We start from the raw sequence: 22,218 nt of genomic DNA, 5'->3' as shown, positions 1-22,218 counted from the left end.
GCTCGCACTGCCCGCCCCCTGGGTTCCGCGCCCCGCCAGGGGGACATTCACGAGCGGGCGGCGGGATAAGTCAATGCACGGACCCGGCACCGACTGATGTCCCATCAGGAGATGGGAGGATCCCCCGGGCCCGCGCGGAAGGTGCGCCGGTAGGCCGTCGGGCTCACCCCCAGCGCCGCCTGCACGTGCTTGCGCAGCGACTGCGCCGTCCCGAAGCCCGTCTCCCGCGCCACCTGCTCCATCGGCAGGTCCGTCCGCTCCAGCAGCCGCCGGGCCCGCTCCACGCGCTGCCCGACGATCCACTCGCCGGGGCTGACCCCCGACTCCTCACGGAACCGGCGCGTGAAGGTCCGTACCGACACGGCTTCCTGACGGGCCAGGTCGGTGAGGCGCAGCGGCTCGTGCAGCCGGTCCAGCACCCAGGCCCGGGCCGCCGTGGTGCTGGCCAGCTGCGGCTTCGGCACCGGACGGTCGACGAACTGCGCCTGGCCGCCCTCCCGGTGGGGCGGAACGACGGTGCGCCGGGCGACGTCGTTCGCGACGGCCGCGCCGTGGTCGCGGCGCACGATGTGCAGGCACAGGTCGATGCCGGCGGCGACACCCGCGGAGGTCAGCACGTCCCCGTCGTCGGTGTAGAGCACGCCCGCGTCCACCCGTACGGCGGGGAACGTCCGCTGGAAGTGCTCGGCGGAGGCCCAGTGGGTCGTGGCCCGGCGACCGTCCAGGTACCCGGCGGCGGCCAGCACGTACCCGCCCGTGCAGATGGAGACGAGGCGGCGCTGGTGGCCTTCCTCGGCGGCCTGGCGCGGGACGTGACCGGCTCGTACGACCTGGTCTGGTACGCGTCTGGGGCGCTGTGCGCGATGGCCGCCCTGATGGCGATGGTGATCCGGCGGCGGCCGGTTCCGGCCCCGCCGTCGCCCTCGCCGTCGTCGACCTCGCCCTCGCCCTCGCCCTCGGCCGCCTGAGGAAGGCCCCGGGGCGTCAGCCCGCCGGGGTGGTGGACTTCAGGGTGCCGTCCGGCGCCGCGAGCAGCACCGGCGTGGCCGGGCCGCCGAGGTCCCGGACCGCCGCGCGGTCGGCTTCCGAGGGGGCGTCGGCCGCGCTGACGACGGCGGCGGCCTCCAGGGACCGGGCGCCGCTGGCCACGGCCATCGCGACCGCCGTCTGCAGGGCGCTCAGCTTCAGCGAGTCCAGCTCGACGGTCCCGGCGACGTAGGTACGGCCCGTCTCGTCGCGGACCGCCGCCCCCTCTGGCACGCCGTTGCGGGCCCGGGCGCTGCGCGCCAGCGTGATGATCTTGCTGTCTTCGGGGTCGATCCCGGTGCTGTCGGTCATGGACCGAAGCATATGGAGCGCGTCGGGGGGCCGTGATACGGCCCCGCCGACGCGCTCTCCCCTCCGTCCGCCAGTCCCCCCGGATCTTGGCGGTGCAGGCATAAACATAAGCGCTGGATAAGCGTAACCTGCGATCCGAAGGTCACTTGGATCAGTGACATTGGACCCATAGGCATTTCATCTCAGGCGCGGTCGAGTCTCAGCCGCTCCGCCCGCGGCAGGCCCTCGACGACCAGGTCGTACGAGTCCTCCACCAGCTCCCGCACCAGCTCGTCCGGCAGCCCGCCGGGCCCGCCCACGGTCACCGTGTTCCAGTGCCGCTTGTTCATGTGCCAGCCCGGCACGACCGCCTCGTGCTCCTCGCGCAGCCGCACCGCCTGCTCCGGATCGCACTTGAGGTTGACCTTCAGCGGCTCCGCGTCCAGCGCCGACAGCGCGAACATCTTCCCCAGCACCTTGAACACCGAGGTCTCGGGCGTGAAGGGGAACTCCTCCACCGCCGCGTTGAAGTCCAGGCACAGCGCCCGCAGCTGCTCGGGAGTCACTCGCCCTCCTCGCCTTCGCCCACCGCCGTGACCACCGGCTCCACCAGCACGGTCACGATCTTGTTCCGCCGCCCCGCCGGGGACTCGGCCGTCAGCCGCAGCGGACGCCCGTCCGGCAGGTCCACCACCGCCGAGGCGCCCGCGATCGGCACCCGGCCCAGCGCCTTCGCCAGCAGCCCGCCGACCGTCTCGACGTCCTCGTCGTCGAAGGCCTCGACCTTGAACAGCTCGCCGAGGTCGGTGATGTCCAGCCGCGCCGTGACCCGGTAGCGGTCGGCCCCGAGGTCCTCCACCGGCGGCAGCTCCCGGTCGTACTCGTCGGTGATCTCGCCGACGATCTCCTCCAGGATGTCCTCGATGGTGACGATGCCCGCCGTACCGCCGTATTCGTCGATGACGACGGCCACGTGGTTGCGCACCGACTGCATCTCCCGCAGCAGGTCGCCCGCGTTCTTCGTGTCCGGCACGAACACCGCGGGCCGCATCGCCGTGGACACCAGGTCGGCCTCCGCCTCCCGGCTGATGTGCGTCTTGCGGACCAGGTCCTTCAGGTACACGATGCCGACGATGTCGTCCTCGTTCTCCCCGGTCACCGGGATCCGCGAGAAGCCCGACCGCAGCGCGAGCGTGGTCGCCTGACGGACCGTCTTGTACCGCTCGATGCAGATCAGGTCCGTGCGCGGCACCATCACCTCGCGCACCAGGGTGTCGCCCAGCTCGAAGACCTGGTGCACCATCCGGCGCTCGTCGTCCTCGATCAGCGATTCCTTCTCCGCCAGGTCCACCATCGCGCGCAGCTCGGCCTCGGAGGCGAACGGCCCCTTGCGGAAGCCCTTCCCGGGCGTGAGCGCGTTGCCGATGAGGATCAGCAGCTGCGGGATCGGCCCCATGACCCGGGCCAGCGGCACGAGTACGTACGCGGCCGCCGTCGCGGTGTTGAGGGGGTGCTGGCGGCCGATCGTGCGCGGGGACACGCCCACGGCGACGAAGGAGACCAGCACCATCACGGCGATGGCCACGAGCAGCGCGGTCCAGTTCTCGCCGAGCGCGTCGAGGCACACGTAGGTGACGAGCACGCCCGCCGCCATCTCGCAGGTGACCCGGACCAGCAGCGCGACGTTGAGGTAGCGCGTCGGGTCACCGGCGACCTGGAGCAGCTTGGCGCTGCCGCGCCGCCCGTCCCGTACGGCCTGCTCGGCGCGGAAGCCGGAGATCCGTGCGATCCCGGACTCGGCGCACGCGGCGAACCAGGCCACCACCACCAGCAGGACCGCGCCGGCGATCAGTTGGGGGGCGGTCACGAGACGGTCGGGGCGGGCGAGGCGCCGGTCATCCCCCGCTCACCGCGCCAGCCGTCGACGATGGCCGCCTGCAGGCCGAACATCTCGGCCTTCTCGTCCGGCTCCTCGTGGTCGTACCCGAGCAGGTGCAGCACCCCGTGGACGGTCAGGAGTTGGAGCTCCTCGTCCATGGAGTGCTGCGTCGGGGCCTCTTCGCCCTGCTTCTTGGCGACCTCGGGGCAGAGCACGATGTCACCGAGGAGCCCCTGCGGGGGCTCCTCGTCGTCCTTCGTCGGCGGACGGAGCTCGTCCATCGGGAACGACATGACGTCGGTGGGTCCGGGCAGGTCCATCCACTGGATGTGGAGCTGCTCCATCGCCGCCTCGTCGACGACGATGACGGAGAGCTCGGAGAGCGGGTGGATCCGCATCCGGGTGAGCGCGTAGCGGGCGATGTCGAGGATCGCCTGCTCGTCGACCTCGGTTCCGGACTCGTTGTTGACGTCGATCGACATGGTGCGCTGACTTCTACTTCCGCTGGTAGCCGTTCCGGGACGGGTTGGCGTCCTGGCTGTCGTCGTACTTCTCGTACGCATCGACGATACGGCCGACGAGCTTGTGCCGGACGACATCCTCGGACGTGAGCCGCGAGAAGTGGATGTCCGGCACCCCTTCGAGGATCTCCTGGACCTGGCGCAGCCCGCTCTTGGCGCCGCCCGGCAGGTCGACCTGCGTGACGTCACCGGTGACGACGATCTTCGAGTCGAAGCCGAGCCGGGTCAGGAACATCTTCATCTGCTCGGCGGTCGTGTTCTGCGCCTCGTCGAGCACGACAAATGCCTCATTGAGGGTGTTGTGCGTCAGGAGGTAGTCCTGCGTGACGTACAGCGAGTCCGCGGCTGCCACCTGGATGCACACCGCCTCCTCGCGGCCCGCGGGCTCGATGGAGTCGATGAAGCGCATCGGGCGCCCGCCCCCGGTCGCGTGGTACGCGTCCCGCTTGCGGGCGAGACGGAAGGGCTCGATGCCCTCGGGAAGACGGATGTCAACGACGTGCGCGTCGAACCGGTGGGCGGCCAGGGCGGTGCCCTGAACGCGTTCCTCCGCCCTGCGGCGCCGCGTGTACGCCACGCCGCCGAGGGACTGGACGAGGGCGATCACGTCGTCCCGCAGGATGATCGAGGTCGTGGAGTACTGGATCCTGCAGGTACGGCCCTGCTGGGTGACCGGTCCGCCGTCGGAGTCGAGCAGGCCCTGGAGCACGGCGAGACGGACGTCCGGCGTGTTGAACCGGTAGTCGTCCGGCACGAACTTGGAGTGCGAACGGCTTCCGATCAGGTCCAGCTCGCGCAGTGCCGCCGTAACGGGGTTCTCCAGAGTGACCACGTCGCCAGGCGACTTCACCTTGTTCAGTACGTAGTCCACACCGCCCTTGTGCCGCGCCAGGACTCCGGGGAGCGCCGCCTCCAGGGCCCGTACGAGTTCGCCGTCCTCCGTCGAGAAGGACGGCGTGGTGGAACCGGTGATGCATCCGTCGCCGAGCAGCAGACCGAGCGCGTACGGGTCCATGGGGACCTCGCGGGCGGGGAACTCGACGGGAGCGGTCAGCATCGGCAGCTCGTAGCGGCGCGCGTGCGCCGCACGAAGGTTGCCGATCATCTCCTTGGTCTCAAGGACCCGCCACGGCTTGTCGCGCCGCTTGTCGGCGCGCGTCCTGACGGTCCAGAGGTGCTCGCCGCAGCACAGGGTCCAGGAGCCGTCCTGGGCGGTGACTCGGTAGATGTCCTTTTCGCCCTGCGGGTAGACGCCCAGGACCGGGGTCGGCTCGCCGTTCGATCCGACGACCAGGTCACCCACCTGAAGGTCGCCGATGGGACGCCATCCGTCGGGCGTCAGCACCTTCGTGAAGATCGGCTGGGCCCGGCCGCGCATGTAAGCCAGCGGCGCCACCTCGATCGTGCCCGCCGCCATCAGGCGCGGGATCGAGTCCGGGTCGATCATGTCGTGCAGGGCGTCGTAGAGCGGGCGCAGGTACGGGTCGATCTTGTCGAAGAGCGTGCCCGGCAGGAAGCCGAGGCGCTCGCCGGCCTCGACGGCGGGGCGGGTCAGGATGATCCGGCTGACCTGCTTGGACTGCAGGGCCTGGACCGCCTTGGCCATGGCGAGGTAGGTCTTGCCGGTACCGGCGGGGCCGATGCCGAACACGATCGTGTTCTTGTCGATCGCGTCGACGTACCGCTTCTGGTTGAGGGTCTTGGGGCGGATGGTGCGCCCGCGGCTGGAGAGGATGTTCTGGGTGAGCACTTCGGCGGGGGTCTCGTCCGGGCCCTGGCCGTTGCCGCTCGACTTGAGCATGGCGATCGAGCGTTCCACTGCGTCCTCCGTCATCGGCTGCCCGGTGCGGAGCACCAGCATCATCTCGTCGAACAGGCGCTGGATCAGGGCGACTTCCGCCGCTTCGCCGATCGCGCTGACCTGATTGCCCCGAACATGGATGTCGGCCTTCGGGAAGGCCTTCTCGATCACGCGCAACAGGGCGTCGCCCGAGCCGAGGACCGTGACCATCGGGTGCGTGGCCGGAACGGTGAAGTGGGCTCGCGCCTGCCCCGGCGCGGGGATGTGGGCTGTCGGTGTCTGAGTCATGGGCCGGCACTGTGGCCTGCACATACCTCCCGCTGAGGGGCCGCGCCGATCGTCGACCTCCGGAATACCAAGCCTACGTCGCCGCCGGGCCTTCCCCGAGGGGTTTTCCGGGTGCCTGCGGGGCGCCCGCTACGCCGGGTGCCGGAAGCCGATCGTCGGGACCGCCCGGCGGCGCTCCGCGGGTCCGGTGCCCGCGGGGACCAGTGCGTCCAGGAAGGCGTAGCGGCCGTGCAGGTCCTCCGGAGCGGCCCGCCACCAGTGGGACACCTCCGGCCAGCCGGGGGCCGACAGGGAACCGCCGAACTCCTGCACCGACAGGGCCGCGGTCAGGCCCGCGAAGGCCAGCCGGTCCGCCAGCGGCCACCCCGCCAGGGTGCCGGTGACGAACCCCGCCACGTACACGTCGCCGGCGCCGGTCGGGTCCAGGGCGTCGACCGCGATCGCCGGTACCTCCGCCGTCTCGCCGGTGCGCCCGTCCACCGCGTACGAGCCCTCCGCGCCCATGGTCACCACCGCGATCGGCACCTTCTCGGCCAGCGCCCGGGCCGCCGCCCGCGGGCAGTCGGTCCGCGTGTACCGCATCGCCTCCCCCGCGTTCGGCAGGAAGGCCTCGCAGTGCTCCAGGTCGGCCAGCGCCGCGAGGTCCCAGCGTCCGCTCTCGTCCCACCCCACGTCGGCGAAGACCCGCGAGCCGCGCCGGGCGGCCTGCGCGACCCACTCCTCCCCGCCGCCCGGCCCCAGCGAGGCCACAGCGGCGCGGGCCGCCGGGGGGCACTGCGGGAAGGGGCCCGCGGGGGGCGGTGCCTCGTGGCCGTGCGAGACCATCGTGCGCTCGCCCTCGTACGCCATGGAGACCGTGACGGGGCTGTGCCAGCCGGGGACGGTCCGCGACATCGACAGGTCGATGCCCTCGCCCTGTTCGAGCGCGTCCCAGCAGTACTCGCCGTAGTGGTCGTCCCCGAAGGCCGCGGCCAGCGAGGTGCGCAGGCCGAGCCTGGCCAGTGCGGTGGCCATGTTGGCGACGCCGCCGGGGCTGGAGCCCATGCCGCGCGCCCAGGACTCCGTACCGCGCACGGGGGCCGAGTCGAGGCCCGTGAAGATGATGTCGAGGAAGACCGTGCCCGTCAGGAAGACGTCGCAGCCCGGCTCCCGGGGATCGCGCAGCGGGCCGAGCGGGTCCACGTCGGCCGCGCTGTCCACGGCATCCCCGGCGGCGGAGCGGCTGTTGCGGTCGTTCCGACTGGTCACGGTGTACTCCCCGTTTGGTGCGTGTGCGGATTGAAGTGGCGGAGGGTCGTTTCTGCAAGGGGGTGCGCGCTGCGGAGTTCGGACGGAAAGCTCGGAGCTCTCCCCGCCTGAGCACGGATCAAAACCTAGTGTGACGCAGATCACCACCGGAATGCTCTTCTGCGCAACTCCGGCCGCTTGATAGACATGGGCCCCGCTCTCTTCGCGGCGTCCCCTGCACCACCCTCGCACCACCTGGAACGCCCGTGTCCAAGTACACCCCCGCGCCGCCCGCCGCCTGGCCGCTCGTCGCCCTCTTCACCGCCGGTTACGTCGCTCCGTACCTGCTCCCGACCGTCGTCGGCCGCCTCGACGCGCACCTTCCGCTGAGCCCCGCGCAGGCCGGACTGATCGGCTCGGTCCTGCTGCTCGGCTCCGCCGCCGCCGGGTTCACCCTCGCCTCGCGGATCCCCCGCCACGGGCCCCGCCCGCTGGCCCGGCTCGGACTGCTGCTCGCCGTCGCGGGCTACGGCACGGCCGCCGCTACCAGCCTGCTCCCGCTCGTCGTCGCGGGCGCGGTCGTCGGGGGCTTCGGCTCCGGCACCGCCACCGCCGTGGCCGCGTCCGGGATCGCCGCGCAGCGGGACCCGCACCGCACCTCCGCGCTCGGCCTGCTCTCGGTGTCGGCCACGGCCGGGGCGCTGTACCTGACCCTGCCGCGGCTCGGCGGCGGGCACTGGCTGCCGTTCGCGGCCATCGCCCTGGTCGCCGCGCTGGTGTGGCCGGCGACGGGCCGGCTCGGCGGGCCCGCCGACCGGGGTCCCGCCGTACGGGCCTCCCGGCGGCTGCCGTACCCGCGCGCCGGGGCGGTGCTGGCCGGCGCGCTGATGCTGTGGTCGCTGGCCCAGAACGCCCTGTGGGGGGTCAGCGGCCGCATCGGCGCCCAGCAGGCGGGCCTCTCCGAGGTCACCCTGGGCATCGTCTTCGCCGCGGCCCTCGGCGCGGGCCTGCTCGGGGTCACGGCCGCCTCCGCGCTCGGCGCCCGGCTCGGCCGGGCGGTGCCCATCGGGGCGGGTACGGCGCTCATCGCGTGCTGCGTGGTGCTGTCGTCCAACGCCCGCGACCTCGGCAGCTTCGCCGCGGGGGAGATCCTGTGGAACGCGATCTACCCGGTCGTGCTCTCGTACGCCATCGGCCTCGCGGCCGCGCTGGACCCGCGCGGGCGGTGGGCGGTGCTGGCCGGCTCCGCGTCCTCGCTCGGGGTGGCGTGCGGGCCCGTCACCGGGAGCCTGCTCGCCGAGGGCGCGGGGTTCCCGGTCATGGGCCTGGTGCTGGGCGGGCTGCTGCTGGCGGTGGCCGGCCCGATGGCGGCCGTCGCGCTGCACGTCCCCTCTCCTGACGCGCCGGACTCCGTCCGCCGGGTGCCGGTCGGGGGCGCCGGTGCCGCTGCACGGGGCCGTTCCCTCCCCGCCCTTCCACCGTTCCCCGGGCCCTGCCCGTACCCCGGCCCTCAAGCGCCGGACGGACTGGGCGGCGTAGCGGGCTCCGCCCGGACCAGCGGCTCAAACGCCGACGGGGCTGAGATTGCCCTGCGGGCGACATCGGCCAAAACCCAGCCCCGCCGGCGTTTGAGGCGCGGGGCGCGGGGCGCAGCCCCGGTCTTTCAGCCCCGCCGGCGTATGAGGCGCGGGGGTCCGGGGGCCGGCCCCCGGCAGCGCCGCCGCAGACGCATACCCAGCCCCGCCGGCGACTGAGGCGCGGGGGGGGTCCGGTGGGCGGAGCCCCGGCGGCGGCGCCGTAGACGCGCTCAGGGCCGCTTCGGAAGCGCGACGCGAGTCAGATCCGCCGCGATCGTCAGCTCGCCCTCGAACCCGGCGGCCCGAGCCTCGCGTTCGAACTCCGACGCGTCGGTGTACCGCTGCGAGAAGTGCGTCAGCACGAGGTGCCGGACACCCGCCTCGCGCGCGACCCCGGCCGCCTGGCCCGCCGTGAGGTGCCCGTGGTCCGTCGCCAGCCGGACATCCGCGTCGAGGAACGTCGACTCGATCACCAGCATGTCGCAGCCCTCCGCGAGCTCGTCCACGCCCGCGCAGAGCCGGGTGTCCATGACGAAGGCGAACCGCTGCCCCGGCTTCGGCTCGCTGACGTCCTCCAGCGTGACCCCGTCCAGGCGCCCCTCGCGCTGGATCCGGCCCACGTCCGGCCCCTTGATGCCGTGCCGCGCGAGCAGCTCCGGCAGTATCCTGCGCCCGTCGGGCTCGGTGATCCGGTAGCCGAAGGACTCCACCGGGTGGGAGAGCCTGCGGGCCTCCAGGACGTACGAGTCCCCGCGCGCCAGCACCCCGCCCTCGGCCACCGGCGCCTCGGCCAGTTCCACCGTCTCGCGGTAGGCCGTGGCGTACCGCAGCCGGTCGAAGAACCGCTGCCCGGAAGCCGGGTAGTGCGCGGTGACCGGGTGCGGGACCCGGTCGAGGTTGATGCGCTGGATCACCCCGGCGAGGCCGAGGCTGTGGTCACCGTGGAAGTGGGTGACGCAGATCCGGTTGATGTCGTGCGCGGCCACCCCGGCCCTGAGCATCTGGCGCTGGGTGCCCTCGCCGGGGTCGAAGAGGATGCCCTCGCCGTCCCAGCGCAGCAGGTAGCCGTTGTGGTTGCGGTGGCGGGTGGGCACCTGGCTGGCGGTGCCCAGCACCACGAACTCGCGTACGGACACGGCTTATCCGGGGGGCCACTGGAGGCCGCGGCCGCCGAGGACGTGCGCGTGGGCGTGGAAGACGGTCTGGCCGGCGCCGGCGCCGGTGTTGAACACGACCCGGTAGCCGTGGTCGTCGACCTTCTCGTCGGCGGCGACCTGCCCGGCCTCGCGCAGCAGGTCCGCGGCGATGGCCGGCTCGGCGGCGGCGAGGGTGGCCGCGTCGCGGTAGTGCACCTTCGGGATGACGAGCACGTGGGACGGCGCCTGTGGGTTGATGTCCCGGAAGGCGACGGTCGTCTCGGTCTCCCGGACGACGGTCGCCGGGATGTCCCCTGTGACGATCTTGCAGAACAGGCAGTCGGACTGCGGTTCCCCGGCCATGGCTGAGCCTTCCGATGACGTTGGCGTGGACGTTGGCGTGACGTTGATCAGCCCGGGCATCGTATCCGGCAACCCGTCAGGACCGGCCGCCCATCAGACCGGTCGCCCGCCCGGACCGGCCTCCCGTCAGGACCAGCGCCCCGTCCGCGCCAGCAGGACCGCCGCCGCCGCCGTGCCGGCCGTGGAGGTGCGCAGGACCGAGCGGCCCAGGCGGTACGGATGCGCCCCGGCCGCCGCGAAGGCCGCGAGCTCGTCCGGGGAGACCCCGCCCTCGGGGCCCACGACCAGCACGATGGAGCCCGTGGCGGGCAGTTCCGCCGTGGCCAGGGCGCCCGAGGGGGCGTCGCGGTCCTCGTGCAGCACCACCGCCAGGTCGGCCTCCGCGAGCAGCGCCGCCACCTGCTTCGTGGACAGCGCCTCCGCCACCTCCGGGAAGCGCACCCGGCGGGACTGCTTGCCCGCCTCCCGGGCCGTGGCCCGCCACTTGGCCAGGGACTTGGCGCCCCGGTCGCCGCGCCACTGGGTGATGCAGCGCGAGGCCTGCCAGGGGACGATCGCGTCCACGCCGGTCTCGGTCATCGTCTCGACGGCGACCTCCCCGCGGTCCCCCTTGGGAAGGGCCTGGACGACGGTGATCCGGACGGTCGGCTCCGCCTCCTCGAAGACCCCGGACACCGACACGACCAGCCGGTCCTTGCCCTCCGCCGACTTCACCACGGCCTCGGCCCACCGGCCGCGGCCGTCCGCGAGGACCACCTCCTCACCGGGGTTCAGCCGCTTCACGGACACCGCGTGCCGGCCCTCGGGACCGTCCAGGACGAACTCCGGTCCCCCCGGGACCTCTTCGACCACGAACACGGGGGCGGTCATGACGCACTCCTCATCTGCCTTGCCTTCAACGCACTCTGGGCCTGCGCGACTTCCGCCGCCAGGACCTCCACCAGCTCCCCCGCGGGCAGCGCCCGCGCCAGCCGGTGGCCCTGTCCCGCCCACAGGGCCATGCCCTGCGGGTCCCCTGCCGCCGCTGCTGCCTTGCGCAGCGGCGAGGTCAGGTGGTGGATCTGCGGGTACGCGGCCGGGGCGTAGGGCCCGTGCTCGCGCATGAACCGGTTCACGAGCCCGCGGGCCGGCCGTCCGGAGAAGGCCCGGGTCAGCTCGGTACGGACGAACAGCGGGTCGGTCAGCGCCTTCTTGTGCAGCGGGTCCGCACCGGACTCCGGGCACGCCAGGAACGCGGTGCCGAGCTGCGCCGCCTCGGCGCCCGCCGCGAGCAGCGCGGCGATCTGCGAGCCGCGCATCAGTCCGCCCGCGGCGATGAGCGGGAGGCCCACGGCTTCCCGTACCTGGGCCACCAGCGCGAGCAGGCCGACGCTCGCCGTGCCGTCGGCCTGCGGATCGTCGCGGTGGGTCCCCTGGTGGCCGCCGGCTTCGGCGCCCTGGACGCAGAGCGCGTCGGCTCCGGCCGCCTGCGCGGCGCGGGCCTCCTCGACCGAGGTCACGGTGACGACCGTGTACGTACCGACCTTGCGCAGGCAGTCGAAGGCCGTGGGCGGGGGGCAGCCGAAGGTGAACGAGACCACCGGGACGGGGTCCTCGACGAGGATGGCGAGCTTGGCGTCGTATCCGTCGTCGCTGGTGCCGAGGATCTCCTCCTCGGCGAGGGAGATCGAGTACCAGCTGGCCTCTCCGGCGAGTTGCCCGCGGTACGCCTCCACGGCGGCCGGGTCGACGTAACCGGTCTGCGGCATGAAGAGGTTGACGCCGAACGGGCGCCGGGTGAGCGCGCGCAGCTGTTTGATCTCCTGGTACATGCCGTCGGCGGTCTTGTAGCCGCCGGCGAGGAAGCCCAGCCCGCCCGCCTCGCACACGGCGGCGGCGAGCGGAGGGCAGGAGGCGCCGCCTGCCATGGGAGCCTGCACGATCGGGTACGGGGAGAGACCGTTCGGTGCGGAGGACATGGTCTGCATCGTGCCATGTCCCGCTCACGGGACCGAATCACGGCATTCGCCTGGCATAGTCCGCTTACCTCCGGCCTTGAGGGAAGCCCGAGGGAGACCCGGAGGAAGCACGAAGCCCGGTCCGGGGCATCCCCGGACCGGGCTCGTACGTGTTCTCGCGGGCCGGTCAGCGGCCGTTGAACGCGTCCTTCAGACGGCTGAACAGACCCTGCTGGCCCGGCGCGAACTGACCCGTCGGCCGCTCCTCGCCGCGCAGCTTCGCGAGCTGGCGCAGCAGGTCCTCCTGCTGGGGGTCCAGCTTGCCGGGGGTGGTGACCTCGACGTGGACGATCAGGTCGCCCCGGCCGCCGCCGCGCAGGTGCGTGACGCCGCGCCCGTGCAGCGGGATCGCCTGCCCGGACTGGGTCCCGGGCCGGATGTCGATCTCCTCCATGCCGTCCAGCGTCTCCAGCGGGCACTTGGTGCCCAGGGCCGCGGCCGTCATGGGGATGGTGACGGTGCAGTGCAGGTCGTCCCCGCGCCGCTGGAAGGTCGGGTGCGGCAGCTCGTGGATCTCGACGTAGAGGTCTCCGGCGGGGCCGCCGCCGGGGCCGACCTCGCCCTCGCCCGCGAGCTGGATGCGGGTGCCGTTCTCGACGCCCGCGGGGATCTTGACGGTCAGGCTGCGGCGGGAGCGGACCCGGCCGTCGCCCGCGCACTCGGGGCACGGGGTCGGGACCACGGTGCCGAAGCCCTGGCACTGGGGGCAGGGGCGCGAGGTCATGACCTGGCCCAGGAAGGACCGGGTGACCTGCGAGACCTCACCGCGGCCGCGGCACATGTCACACGTCTGCGCCGAGGTGCCGGGGGCGGCACCCTCGCCGGAGCAGGTGGTGCAGACGACGGCCGTGTCGACCTGGATGTCCTTGGTGGTGCCGAAGGCCGCCTCGTCCAGTTCCAGGTCGAGGCGGATCATGGCGTCCTGGCCGCGGCGGGTGCGCGAACGCGGTCCGCGCTGCGAGGCCTGGCCGAAGAAGGCGTCCATGATGTCGGAGAAGTTGCCGAAGCCACCCGCGCCGAAGCCGCCCGCGCCGCCGCCGCCCGAGGAGGACAGCGGGTCGCCGCCGAGGTCGTAGACCTGCTTCTTCTGCGGGTCCGAGAGCACCTCGTACGCCGCGTTGATCTCCTTGAAGCGCTCCTGCGTCTTCGGGTCCGGATTCACATCCGGGTGGAGTTCACGCGCGAGGCGCCGGAAGGCCTTCTTGATCTCGTCCTGCGATGCGTCGCGGCGCACGCCGAGTACGGCGTAGTAGTCCGTGGCCACTTACGACTCCGCCAGGATCTGTCCGACGTAACGTGCCACTGCGCGTACCGCTCCCATCGTTCCGGGGTAGTCCATGCGGGTCGGTCCGACCACGCCGAGTTTGGCGACTGCTTCGCCGCCCGAACCGTAGCCGACCGAGACGACCGACGTGGAGTTCAGTCCCTCATAGGCATTCTCATGCCCGATCCGTACGGCCATTCCCGACTCGTTGGCCTCGCCCAGCAGCTTGAGGAGCACGACCTGCTCCTCCAGCGCTTCGAGCACCGGCCTGATCGTCAGGGGAAAATCGTGTCCGAAGCGGGTGAGATTGGCGGTTCCGCCGATCATCAGCCGTTCTTCGGCTTCCTCCACGAGCGTTTCGAGGAGGGTGGCGAGGACGGCCTTGACCGTCGCCCGGTCCTCCGCCTCGAAGGACTCCGGGAGGTCCTGCACGAGCGGCGGCACGTCCGTGAACCGCCGGCCGACGACCCGGCTGTTGAGCCGCGCCCGCAGATCTGCGAGCGACTGCTCGCCGAAGGGGGTCTGGCAGTCGACCAGCCGCTGCTCGACCCGGCCGGTGTCCGTGATCAGCACGAGCATCAGGCGCGCGGGTGCGAGCGAGAGCAGCTCGACGTGCCGGACCGTGGAGCGGGTCAGGCTCGGGTACTGGACGACGGCGGCCTGCCGGGTCAGCTGCGCGAGCAGCCGTACGGTGCGGCCGACCACGTCGTCGAGGTCGACGGCGCCGTCGAGGAAGTTCTGGATGGCGCGGCGCTCGGGCGACGACAGGGGCTTGACCCCCGCCAGCTTGTCGACGAAGAGCCGGTAGCCCTTGTCGGTGGGGATCCGGCCGGCGCTGGTGTGGGGCTGGGCGATGTAGCCCTCTTCTTCCAGCACGGCCATGTCGTTGCGCACGGTCGCGGGCGACACGCCGAGCCGGTGGCGCTCGGTGAGCGCTTTGGAGCCGACCGGCTCCTCCGTCCCGACGTAGTCCTGGACGATGGCGCGCAGCACTTCGAGTCTGCGTTCGCTGAGCATCGCGCGCACACCTCCAGCTGTGGTCCGTTGCCGTGTGAAGCTCGGTCGTTGGCACTCTGGGCGTTCGAGTGCCAGAGATCCCCCGCTCAGTGTACGGCCGGGTGGTCAGGCCCTGGCAAGGGTGGCCCGTCACGGTAGCGTCGCGGCATGGACGTGCATTGGGAAGAGGCGGGCTGGGAACGGCTGACCGGGCGGGCCGGGCGGCGGCGCCTCCCGGTGTGGGACTGCACGGTGGGGCTGGTGGTGGGGGACGAGTCGGTACTCCTGATCGACCCCGGATCGTCCGTGCGGGAGGGCTCGCAGGTGCGGGCCGAGGCGGAGCTGCTGGCCGGTCGGCGCGTGACCCATATCGCATTCACCCACGGACATTTCGACCACGTGATGGGCGGGGCCGCCTTCGCGGGGGCCGAGTTCTACGGGCCGGTCGGCTTGGACGCCCTGCTGTCGAGCGGCCGCGGCCGGGACGAGCTGCGGGCGGACGCGGTGCGGCACGGGCTGGCGCCGGACCTGGCCGCCGGGGCCGCTGACCTGCTGGTGGCGCCGGGGCACCTGGTCTCGGGCGAGTGGACGCTGGACCTCGGCGGGGTGCAGGTGCTGCTCGCGAACGTGGGGCCCGGCCACACCCGGCACGATCTCGCGGTGTTCGTTCCGGGCTCCCGCGAGGTGGTGTTCTGCGGGGACCTGGTCGAGGAGTCGGGCGAGCCGTCGGCGGGCCCCGACGCGGTGCCCGGGCAGTGGCCCGCGGCCCTGGACCGGCTGCTGTCGCTGGGCGGGGACGACGCGCTGTACGTGCCGGGTCACGGAGCGGTGGTCACCGCGGCTTTTGTCCGTGCGCAACGCGACACACTGGCACAGCGGTTCGGCGTGTCGGAGGCGTGAGCGCGCCGCCTCTCCTACCCTCGGCCGGATGCGCGAGTACTCCCCCGACCTGACCCCGCAGTGGAAGCGCCCGAAGGCCGTGCCCGAGGTGGCGGCCGAGCCCGACCTGGTGGTCGAGGTGGCGGGTACGGACTTCTGCGGCGCGGTGGTGGCGTGCGAGGCCGGCACGGTGACCCTGGAGGACCGCTTCGGCAAGCGGCGGGTGTTCCCGCTGGAGCCGCGGGGCTTCCTGCTGGACGGCGCGGTGGTGACGCTGACCCGCCCGCCGCGGGGGCCGGCCGCCCCGGCCCGTACGGCCTCGGGGTCGATCGCCGTCCCGGGGGCGCGGGCCACGGTGGCGCGGGCGGGCCGGATCTACGTCGAGGGCCGCCACGACGCCGAGCTGGTGGAGCGGGTCTGGGGCGACGACCTGCGGATCGAGGGCGTGGTGGTGGAGTACCTGGAGGGCATCGACGACCTCCCGGCCATCGTGGCCGACTTCGCCCCGGCCGCGGACGCCCGGCTGGGCATCCTGGTGGACCACCTGGTGCCCGGCTCGAAGGAATCGCGCATCGCGGCCTCGGTGACCTCGCCGCACGTGCTGGTGGTGGGCCACCCGTACGTGGACGTCTGGCAGGCGGTGAAGCCGTCCGCGCTGGGCATCGGGGCCTGGCCGGTGGTCCCCCGCGGCCAGGACTGGAAGACGGGCATCTGCCGCGCCCTGGGCTGGCCGGAGAACACGGGCGCCGCGTGGCAGCACATCCTGTCCCGCGTGACGTCCTACAAGGACCTGGAACCGACCCTCCTGGGCCGTGTGGAGGAGCTGATCGACTTCGTCACGGTCGACGGCCCCGCCTGATCGCGGCCCCGGGCCCGGAGCCCTTGGCAGCCCGCCCCGGCGGGGGTCAGTCCACCAGGTCCCGGACCACCGCGTCGGCCAGCAGCCGCCCGCGCAGGGTCAGCACGGCGCGTCCCGCCTCGTACGGACCCGTCTCCAGCAGGCCGTCCGCCAGGGCCCGGCGGGACGCCGCCAGGCCGGCCGGGGCCAGCAGGGACAGCGGTACGCCGTCCACCAGCCGCAGCTCCAGCAGGATCCGCTCCACCCGCCGGTCCTCCTGCGACAGCAGCTCCCGCCCCGCACCGGGGGACCGCCCCTCCGCGAGCGCGGCGGCGTACGCGCCGGGGTGCTTCACGTTCCACCAGCGCACCCCGCCGACGTGCGAGTGCGCTCCCGGGCCCGCGCCCCACCAGTCGGCGCCGCGCCAGTACAGCTCGTTGTGCAGGCAGCGCCCGGCCTCGCTCGTGGCCCAGTTCGACACCTCGTACCAGGAGTACCCGGCCTCGGCCATCACCGAGTCCGCGATCAGGTACCGGTCCGCGTGCACGTCGTCGTCCGTCATCGGGACCTCGCCCCGGCGGATCCGCCGGGCCAGCTGGGTGCCCTCCTCGACGATCAGGGCGTACGCGCTGATGTGGTCGGGCCCCGCGCCCAGCGCGGCGGACAGCGACGCGCGCCAGTCCTCGTCCGACTCCCCCGGCGTCCCGTAGATCAGGTCCAGGTTCACGTGCTCGAAGCCCGCCGCCCGCGCCTCCGCGACGCACGCCTCGGGCCGCCCGGGCGTGTGCGTGCGGTCCAGCACCTTCAGGACGTGCTGCTTCGCGCTCTGCATGCCGAAGGAGATCCGGTTGAAGCCGCCGGCCCGCAGCTCGGCCAGGTACTGCGGGTTCACGGACTCCGGGTTGGCCTCGGTGGTGACCTCGGCGTCCTCCGCGAGACCGAACTCGTCCCGGATGGCCGCGAGCATGCGTACGAGGTCCCCGGCCGGCAGCAGCGTCGGCGTACCGCCGCCCACGAACACCGTCCGTACGGCCCGTGAGTCGTCGCCGAGCACCTTGCGGGCCAGGCGGACCTCGTCGATCAGGGTGTCGGCGTAGTTCTCCCGCGAGGCGAGCACGCCGCCGGTGCCGCGCAGCTCAGTCGCCGTGTAGGTGTTGAAGTCGCAGTACCCGCAGCGCGTGGCGCAGTACGGGACGTGCAGGTAGAAGCCGAGCGGCCGGTCCCCGGCCCCCGCCAGGGCGTGCGACGGCAGCGAGCCGTCTTCGGGCATGGGTTCACCGTCGGGCAGTGCGGAAGGCATGGGCCCATTGTCCCGCACTGCCCCATGGTCGTTTACGCCCTCGGCCGGGCCCCGGGCTAGGGGGTGCCAGACGACCCGGGCCCGGCCATGATCCGCCAGACACCCCCTAGGCCTCCCGCGAGCCCTCGTACATCTCCTCGATGAGGTGCTTGAACTCACGCTCGACGACCGGGCGCTTCAGCTTCAGGCTCGGGGTGAGGTCCCCGTGCTCGACGTCGAGGTCGCGCGGGAGCAGCCGGAACTTCTTGACCGTCTGCCACTTCTGCAGGCCCTCGTTCAGGGTCTGGACGTACGTCTCGATCATGCGGTTGGTCTCCGGCGCGGCCAGCACCTGGGCGTACGTCTTGCCCTCCAGCCCGACCTCGGCGGCCCAGGTGAGGATGGACGGCTCGTCGAGGGCGATCAGGGCCGAGCAAAAGTTCCGGTCGGCGCCGTGCACGACGATGGTCGACACGTACGGGCAGATCGCCTTGAACTGGCCCTCGATCTCCGCCGGGGCGACGTACTTGCCGTTCGAGGTCTTGATCAGGTCCTTCTTGCGGTCGGTGATGCGCAGGTAGCCGTCGGGCGACAGCTCGCCGATGTCACCGGTGTGCAGCCAGCCGTCGGACTCCAGGACCTCGGCGGTCTTCTCCGGCTGCTGGTGGTAGCCCTGCATGATGCCGGGGCCGCGCAGCAGGACCTCGCCGTCGTCGGCGATGCGGACCTCGGTGCCGGGGAGCGGCTTGCCGACGGTGCCGGTGCGGTAGGCCTCGCCCGGGTTGACGAAGGAGGCCGCGCTGGACTCCGTCAGGCCGTAGCCCTCCAGGATGTGGATGCCGGCTCCGGAGAAGAAGTAGCCGATCTCGGGCGCCAGGGCGGAGGCGCCGGAGACGGCGGCGCGCAGGTTGCCGCCGAAGGCCTCGCGGAGCTTGGAGTAGACCAGCGTGTCGGCGATCTTGTGCTTGGTGGCGAGGCCGAAGGGGGCGGTCGCCCGGCCGGTGCGGCGGAAGTTGTCCTGGGTGACCTTGGCGTACTCGCGGGCGACGCCGACCGACCACTGGAAGATCTTGTACTTGGCGCCGCCGCCGGCGCGGGCCTTGGCCGCGACTCCGTTGTAGACCTTCTCGAAGATGCGCGGAACGGCCGCCATGTACGTCGGCTGGACGACCGGCAGGTTCTCGATGATCTTGTCGATCCGGCCATCTACGGCCGTGACGTGCCCGACCTCGATCTGCCCGGAGGTCAGCACCTTGCCGAAGACGTGGGCAAGCGGCAGCCACAGGTACTGGACGTCGTCCTTGGTGATCAGGCCGGTGGCCACGGTGGCCTTGGCCATGTACGACCAGTTGTCGTGCGGAAGGCGGACGCCCTTGGGGCGGCCGGTGGTGCCGGAGGTGTAGATGAGGGTGGCGAGCTGGTCGGCGGTGATGGCCGCGATCCGCTCCTTGACCGCCTCGGGGTGCTTGGCGAGGTACTCCTTGCCGCGCGCCTCCAGGTCGGCGAGCGAGAGCACCCAGCCCTCCGGGTCGCCCTCGGCGGCGACCGCGTCGGCGGCCTCCACGACGACCACGTGGGCGAGGTTCGGCAGCTCGGCCCGGCGCTCGCGGGCCTTCGCCAGCTGGGCGCCGTCCTCGGCGATGAGCACCCGGCTCTCGGAGTCCGCGAGGATGAACGCCGACTCCTCGGCATTGGTGCTCGGGTAGATGGTGGTGACGGCGCCGCCCGCGCACATCACGCCGAGGTCGGCGAGGATCCACTCGACCCGGGTGTTGGAGGCGAGCGCCACCCGCTCCTCGGGGCGCAGGCCGAGGTCGATCAGCCCGGCCGCGGCGGCGAAGACGCGCTCGGCGGCCTGTCCCCAGCTGAGCGACTTCCAGTCGTCGGGGCCCTGGCCGCCGGCGGCGGGCACCGGGAAGCGGTAGGCCTCGCCGTTGGGCGTGGCGGCGACACGCTCCAGGAAGAGGGTCGCCACAGTGGGCGGGCGGTTCTCGATCAAGGTCTGTGTGTCGCTCACGGACGTCCTCCGGACCACGCGGCAGGGCCTGTCAATGCAGGGGGCTGACTGGCTGGGGTGGCTGAGTCAGGGCTTGTAACTGGCGAGTAACCAACGAGCAGTGATCAGACTAGGGGCCCTCCGCCTGGTGCGTAAGGGCCCACGTGCGGCCGATTCATAACGAAACAAGCCCCCGCGCCGGAGCACGGGGGCTTGTTCGTATGCAGCGGGGCCCGGCGGGCCTACTTCTTCTTGCCGCCGGAGTCGTCGCTGGAGAGGACGGCGATGAAGGCCTCCTGCGGGACCTCCACGGAGCCGACCATCTTCATCCGCTTCTTGCCTTCCTTCTGCTTCTCCAGCAGCTTCCGCTTACGGGAGATGTCACCGCCGTAGCACTTGGCGAGGACGTCCTTGCGGATGGCGCGGATGGTCTCGCGGGCGATGACGCGCGAGCCGATCGCAGCCTGGATCGGCACCTCGAAGGCCTGCCGCGGGATGAGCTCGCGGAGCTTGGCGACCAGGCGCACGCCGTAGGCGTAGGCGGCGTCCTTGTGCGTGACGGCGGAGAAGGCGTCGACCTTGTCGCCGTGCAGCAGGATGTCGACCTTGACCAGGCTCGCGGACTGCTCGCCGGTGGGCTCGTAGTCGAGCGAGGCGTAGCCGCGCGTCTTGGACTTCAGCTGGTCGAAGAAGTCGAAGACGATCTCCGCGAGGGGGAGGGTGTAACGGATCTCGACCCGGTCCTCGGAGAGGTAGTCCATGCCCAGCAGGGTGCCGCGGCGCTGCTGGCAGAGCTCCATGATCGCGCCGATGAACTCGGTCGGGGCGAGCACGGTGGCCCGTACGACCGGCTCGAACACGTCCGAGATCTTGCCCTCGGGGAACTCGCTCGGGTTGGTGACCGTGACTTCCTTGCCGTCCTCCAGGACGACGCGGTAGACCACGTTCGGCGCGGTGGCGATCAGGTCGAGGCCGAACTCGCGCTCCAGGCGCTCGCGCACCACGTCCAGGTGGAGCAGGCCGAGGAAGCCGACGCGGAAGCCGAAGCCGAGCGCCGCGGAGGTCTCCGGCTCGTAGACGAGCGCGGCGTCGTTGAGCTGGAGCTTGTCCAGCGCCTCGCGCAGGTCCGGGTACTCCGAGCCGTCGAGCGGGTAGAGGCCCGAGAAGACCATGGGCTTCGGGTCCTTGTAGCCGCCGAGGGCCTCGGTCGCACCGTTGTGCAGGCTGGTGATGGTGTCACCGACCTTGGACTGCCGGACGTCCTTCACGCCGGTGATGATGTAGCCCACCTCGCCGACGCCGATGCCGTCGGAGGGGGTCATCTCCGGGGAGGAGACACCGATCTCCAGCAGCTCGTGGGTGGCGCCGGTGGACATCATCCGGATGCGCTCGCGCTTGTTGAGCTGGCCGTCGACCACACGGACGTAGGTCACGACGCCGCGGTACGAGTCGTAGACCGAGTCGAAGATCATCGCGCGGGCCGGGGCGTCCTTGACGCCGACCGGGGCCGGAACGGTGGCGACGACCTTGTCGAGCAGCGCGTCCACGCCGAGACCGGTCTTCGCCGAGACGCGCAGGACGTCCTCGGGCTGGCATCCGACCAGGTTCGCCAGCTCCTCGGCGAACTTCTCCGGCTGGGCGGCCGGCAGGTCGATCTTGTTCAGGACCGGGACGATCGCGAGGTCGTTCTCCATCGCCAGGTACAGGTTGGCGAGGGTTTGCGCCTCGATGCCCTGGGCGGCGTCCACCAGGAGGACGGTGCCCTCGCACGCGGCGAGGGAGCGCGAGACCTCGTAGGTGAAGTCGACGTGCCCGGGGGTGTCGATCATGTTGAGGATGTGGGTCTTGCCCTGGCCCTCGCCCGCGGTCGGCGACCACGGCAGTCGGACGGCCTGGGACTTGATCGTGATGCCGCGCTCACGCTCGATGTCCATGCGGTCGAGGTACTGGGCACGCATCTGCCGCTGGTCGACCACACCGGTGAGCTGGAGCATCCGGTCGGCAAGGGTCGACTTGCCGTGGTCGATGTGCGCGATGATGCAGAAATTGCGGATCAGCGCCGGGTCGGTACGGCTCGGCTCGGGCACGTGGCTGGGGATCGCGGGCACGCAGTGTCCTGATTCTCGGTCGCAGTCGGAGCTCGGAACGGAGTCTGAGCACTCCCATCGTCCCATGGACGGGGCAGTGAGGTCGGTTTGGGCCGGTCGGAGCGCGCCTGGTAGCCTGAGCAGCTGTGCCTCGTATGCCCTCTAGCTTCCGGGGCACAATCCGAAGATCAACCTCTGAACCTGAAAAGGCTCTTTCGTGGCGAACATCAAGTCCCAGATCAAGCGGAACAAGACGAACGAGAAGGCGCGCCTGCGCAACAAGGCCGTCAAGTCCTCGCTCAAGACCGCGATCCGCAAGGCCCGTGAGGCTGTCCTCGCCGGTGACGTCGAGAAGGCCACCGTGGCTTCCCGCGCCGCCGCGCGTGCGCTCGACAAGGCTGTCTCGAAGGGTGTCATCCACAAGAACGCCGCCGCCAACAAGAAGTCGGCGCTGGCCTCCAAGGTTGCCACCCTCCAGGGCTGAGCTCCCTGATGTGATCGCCGGAAGGGACCCAGCGGGCCCTCTCTCCCGCTCCTGACCGGCACCCCGCTCCGCACACGAAGCGTTCGCCACGCGGGTGCGGCGCAACCAGAAGTAACCGAAGGCCCCGGCCACCACCCTTCCCCAGGGCGGAGGCCGGGGCCTTCGCGCGCCCCCGCTCCGCGGGATCAGGGTCGGGTAGCCCGGGTCGTCTGGTGCCGTGGATTGCAAGGCGGAGGAGGGAGCCACTGCGGAGCATTGGCGACCGACGACAACGCGGCCACCCACGGCC

The 22,218-nt window shown here is 72.0% G+C and carries 19 protein-coding genes and 2 pseudogenes; 5 read left to right on the top strand and 16 right to left on the bottom strand.

Annotated features, from left to right (window positions below; genetic code table 11):
• Positions 1 to 104 precede the first annotated feature (104 nt).
• Positions 105 to 776, bottom strand: a pseudogene (locus tag AB0M99_RS26550) (helix-turn-helix domain-containing protein); the annotation flags it as partial.
• On the opposite strand from AB0M99_RS26550, the pseudogene AB0M99_RS26545 reads away from it, so the two are divergent.
• Positions 774 to 968: pseudogene (locus AB0M99_RS26545) on the top strand (MFS transporter); the annotation flags it as partial. The pseudogenes AB0M99_RS26550 and AB0M99_RS26545 sit on opposite strands and share 3 nt — an antisense overlap.
• A gap of 16 nt (positions 969 to 984) precedes the next feature.
• Here AB0M99_RS26545 and AB0M99_RS26540 read toward each other — a convergent pair.
• From AB0M99_RS26540 to AB0M99_RS26515, 6 genes are all read right to left on the bottom strand, one after another.
• A complete protein-coding gene (locus tag AB0M99_RS26540; RefSeq protein ID WP_365924586.1) occupies positions 985 to 1,338 on the bottom strand; it encodes a cytidine deaminase in 354 nt (117 codons plus the stop codon).
• 182 nt (positions 1,339 to 1,520) lie between these two features.
• Entirely contained in the window at positions 1,521 to 1,883 is a 363-nt protein-coding gene (locus AB0M99_RS26535) for an MmcQ/YjbR family DNA-binding protein (RefSeq protein WP_365924584.1), read from the bottom strand.
• On the bottom strand, positions 1,880 to 3,184 hold the full coding sequence (locus AB0M99_RS26530) for a hemolysin family protein (RefSeq protein ID WP_365924582.1): 1,305 nt from the start codon (positions 3,182 to 3,184) through the stop codon (positions 1,880 to 1,882). The genes AB0M99_RS26535 and AB0M99_RS26530 overlap by 4 nt, the downstream gene beginning before the upstream one ends.
• Positions 3,181 to 3,678 carry an rRNA maturation RNase YbeY gene (ybeY, locus tag AB0M99_RS26525; RefSeq protein WP_365924580.1) on the bottom strand — a complete coding sequence of 166 codons (498 nt, stop codon included), beginning with the start codon at positions 3,676 to 3,678 and terminating at the stop codon, positions 3,181 to 3,183. The genes AB0M99_RS26530 and ybeY overlap by 4 nt, the downstream gene beginning before the upstream one ends.
• 13 nt (positions 3,679 to 3,691) lie before the next feature.
• The gene (locus AB0M99_RS26520) at positions 3,692 to 5,806 is read right to left on the bottom strand and encodes a PhoH family protein (RefSeq protein WP_365924577.1); all 2,115 of its coding nucleotides are present in this window, start codon (positions 5,804 to 5,806) and stop codon (positions 3,692 to 3,694) included.
• Positions 5,807 to 5,935: 129 nt separating this feature from the next.
• On the bottom strand, positions 5,936 to 7,006 hold the full coding sequence (locus tag AB0M99_RS26515; protein WP_365924705.1) for a PfkB family carbohydrate kinase: 1,071 nt from the start codon (positions 7,004 to 7,006) through the stop codon (positions 5,936 to 5,938).
• A gap of 293 nt (positions 7,007 to 7,299) precedes the next feature.
• On the opposite strand from AB0M99_RS26515, the gene AB0M99_RS26510 reads away from it, so the two are divergent.
• Positions 7,300 to 8,787: an MFS transporter gene (locus tag AB0M99_RS26510; RefSeq protein WP_365924575.1), complete on the top strand. Its 1,488-nt coding sequence runs from the start codon at positions 7,300 to 7,302 to the stop codon at positions 8,785 to 8,787.
• A 53-nt stretch (positions 8,788 to 8,840) separates the two neighbouring features.
• On the opposite strand, the gene AB0M99_RS26505 is transcribed toward AB0M99_RS26510, so the two are convergent.
• The 6 genes from AB0M99_RS26505 to hrcA form a co-directional block, all read right to left on the bottom strand.
• Positions 8,841 to 9,746 (bottom strand): ribonuclease Z, encoded by a 906-nt coding sequence (locus AB0M99_RS26505; RefSeq protein WP_365924573.1) that lies wholly within the window; start codon positions 9,744 to 9,746, stop codon positions 8,841 to 8,843.
• A 3-nt stretch (positions 9,747 to 9,749) separates the two neighbouring features.
• Positions 9,750 to 10,109: a histidine triad nucleotide-binding protein gene (locus AB0M99_RS26500; RefSeq protein ID WP_365924570.1), complete on the bottom strand. Its 360-nt coding sequence runs from the start codon at positions 10,107 to 10,109 to the stop codon at positions 9,750 to 9,752.
• A gap of 126 nt (positions 10,110 to 10,235) precedes the next feature.
• Positions 10,236 to 10,979, bottom strand: a complete 744-nt coding sequence (locus AB0M99_RS26495) for a 16S rRNA (uracil(1498)-N(3))-methyltransferase (protein WP_365924568.1) — start codon at positions 10,977 to 10,979, stop codon at positions 10,236 to 10,238.
• Entirely contained in the window at positions 10,976 to 12,067 is a 1,092-nt protein-coding gene (locus tag AB0M99_RS26490) for a nitronate monooxygenase (protein ID WP_365924566.1), read from the bottom strand. Before AB0M99_RS26490 ends, AB0M99_RS26495 begins: the two co-directional genes overlap by 4 nt.
• A gap of 166 nt (positions 12,068 to 12,233) precedes the next feature.
• The gene (dnaJ, locus tag AB0M99_RS26485) at positions 12,234 to 13,370 is read right to left on the bottom strand and encodes a molecular chaperone DnaJ (RefSeq protein ID WP_365924564.1); all 1,137 of its coding nucleotides are present in this window, start codon (positions 13,368 to 13,370) and stop codon (positions 12,234 to 12,236) included.
• A complete protein-coding gene (hrcA, locus tag AB0M99_RS26480; protein WP_365924562.1) occupies positions 13,371 to 14,387 on the bottom strand; it encodes a heat-inducible transcriptional repressor HrcA in 1,017 nt (338 codons plus the stop codon).
• Positions 14,388 to 14,534: 147 nt separating this feature from the next.
• Here hrcA and AB0M99_RS26475 point away from each other — a divergent pair, with 147 nt between their 5' ends.
• Together AB0M99_RS26475 and AB0M99_RS26470 are read left to right on the top strand one after the other, a co-directional pair.
• Positions 14,535 to 15,266: an MBL fold metallo-hydrolase gene (locus AB0M99_RS26475; RefSeq protein WP_365924560.1), complete on the top strand. Its 732-nt coding sequence runs from the start codon at positions 14,535 to 14,537 to the stop codon at positions 15,264 to 15,266.
• A gap of 28 nt (positions 15,267 to 15,294) precedes the next feature.
• Positions 15,295 to 16,104, top strand: coding sequence for a DUF3097 domain-containing protein (locus AB0M99_RS26470; protein WP_365924558.1), 810 nt, complete (start codon positions 15,295 to 15,297; stop codon positions 16,102 to 16,104).
• 46 nt (positions 16,105 to 16,150) lie between these two features.
• Here AB0M99_RS26470 and hemW read toward each other — a convergent pair whose 3' ends face one another.
• The 3 genes from hemW to lepA all read right to left on the bottom strand — a co-directional run bounded on the left by hemW (position 16,151) and on the right by lepA (position 21,466).
• Positions 16,151 to 17,383 (bottom strand): radical SAM family heme chaperone HemW, encoded by a 1,233-nt coding sequence (hemW, locus tag AB0M99_RS26465; RefSeq protein WP_365924556.1) that lies wholly within the window; start codon positions 17,381 to 17,383, stop codon positions 16,151 to 16,153.
• 106 nt (positions 17,384 to 17,489) lie between these two features.
• The gene (locus AB0M99_RS26460; protein ID WP_365924553.1) at positions 17,490 to 19,379 is read right to left on the bottom strand and encodes an AMP-binding protein; all 1,890 of its coding nucleotides are present in this window, start codon (positions 19,377 to 19,379) and stop codon (positions 17,490 to 17,492) included.
• Between the two features lie 221 nt (positions 19,380 to 19,600).
• Positions 19,601 to 21,466 (bottom strand): translation elongation factor 4, encoded by a 1,866-nt coding sequence (gene lepA / locus AB0M99_RS26455; RefSeq protein ID WP_365924551.1) that lies wholly within the window; start codon positions 21,464 to 21,466, stop codon positions 19,601 to 19,603.
• Between the two features lie 196 nt (positions 21,467 to 21,662).
• On the opposite strand from lepA, the gene rpsT reads away from it, so the two are divergent.
• The gene (rpsT, locus tag AB0M99_RS26450; protein ID WP_266788134.1) at positions 21,663 to 21,929 is read left to right on the top strand and encodes a 30S ribosomal protein S20; all 267 of its coding nucleotides are present in this window, start codon (positions 21,663 to 21,665) and stop codon (positions 21,927 to 21,929) included.
• Positions 21,930 to 22,218 lie beyond the last annotated feature (289 nt).

Source organism: Streptomyces sp. NPDC051183 (genome assembly GCF_040682455.1).
GTDB lineage: Bacteria > Actinomycetota > Actinomycetes > Streptomycetales > Streptomycetaceae > Streptomyces.
Note: the sequence above shows the minus strand (reverse complement) of the source record. Positions and strands in the feature narration are given on the sequence as shown.

Coding starts and splice junctions, on each gene's coding strand:
- AB0M99_RS26495 (WP_365924568.1), bottom strand. CDS start 10,979: ATGACCGCCCCCGTGTTCGTGGTCGAAGAGGTCCCGGGGGGACCGGAG.
- AB0M99_RS26540 (WP_365924586.1), bottom strand. CDS start 1,338: ATGACCGACAGCACCGGGATCGACCCCGAAGACAGCAAGATCATCACG.
- AB0M99_RS26520 (WP_365924577.1), bottom strand. CDS start 5,806: ATGACTCAGACACCGACAGCCCACATCCCCGCGCCGGGGCAGGCGCGA.
- ybeY (WP_365924580.1), bottom strand. CDS start 3,678: ATGTCGATCGACGTCAACAACGAGTCCGGAACCGAGGTCGACGAGCAG.
- AB0M99_RS26475 (WP_365924560.1), top strand. CDS start 14,535: ATGGACGTGCATTGGGAAGAGGCGGGCTGGGAACGGCTGACCGGGCGG.
- hrcA (WP_365924562.1), bottom strand. CDS start 14,387: ATGCTCAGCGAACGCAGACTCGAAGTGCTGCGCGCCATCGTCCAGGAC.
- AB0M99_RS26470 (WP_365924558.1), top strand. CDS start 15,295: ATGCGCGAGTACTCCCCCGACCTGACCCCGCAGTGGAAGCGCCCGAAG.
- hemW (WP_365924556.1), bottom strand. CDS start 17,383: ATGCCTTCCGCACTGCCCGACGGTGAACCCATGCCCGAAGACGGCTCG.
- AB0M99_RS26500 (WP_365924570.1), bottom strand. CDS start 10,109: ATGGCCGGGGAACCGCAGTCCGACTGCCTGTTCTGCAAGATCGTCACA.
- AB0M99_RS26490 (WP_365924566.1), bottom strand. CDS start 12,067: ATGTCCTCCGCACCGAACGGTCTCTCCCCGTACCCGATCGTGCAGGCT.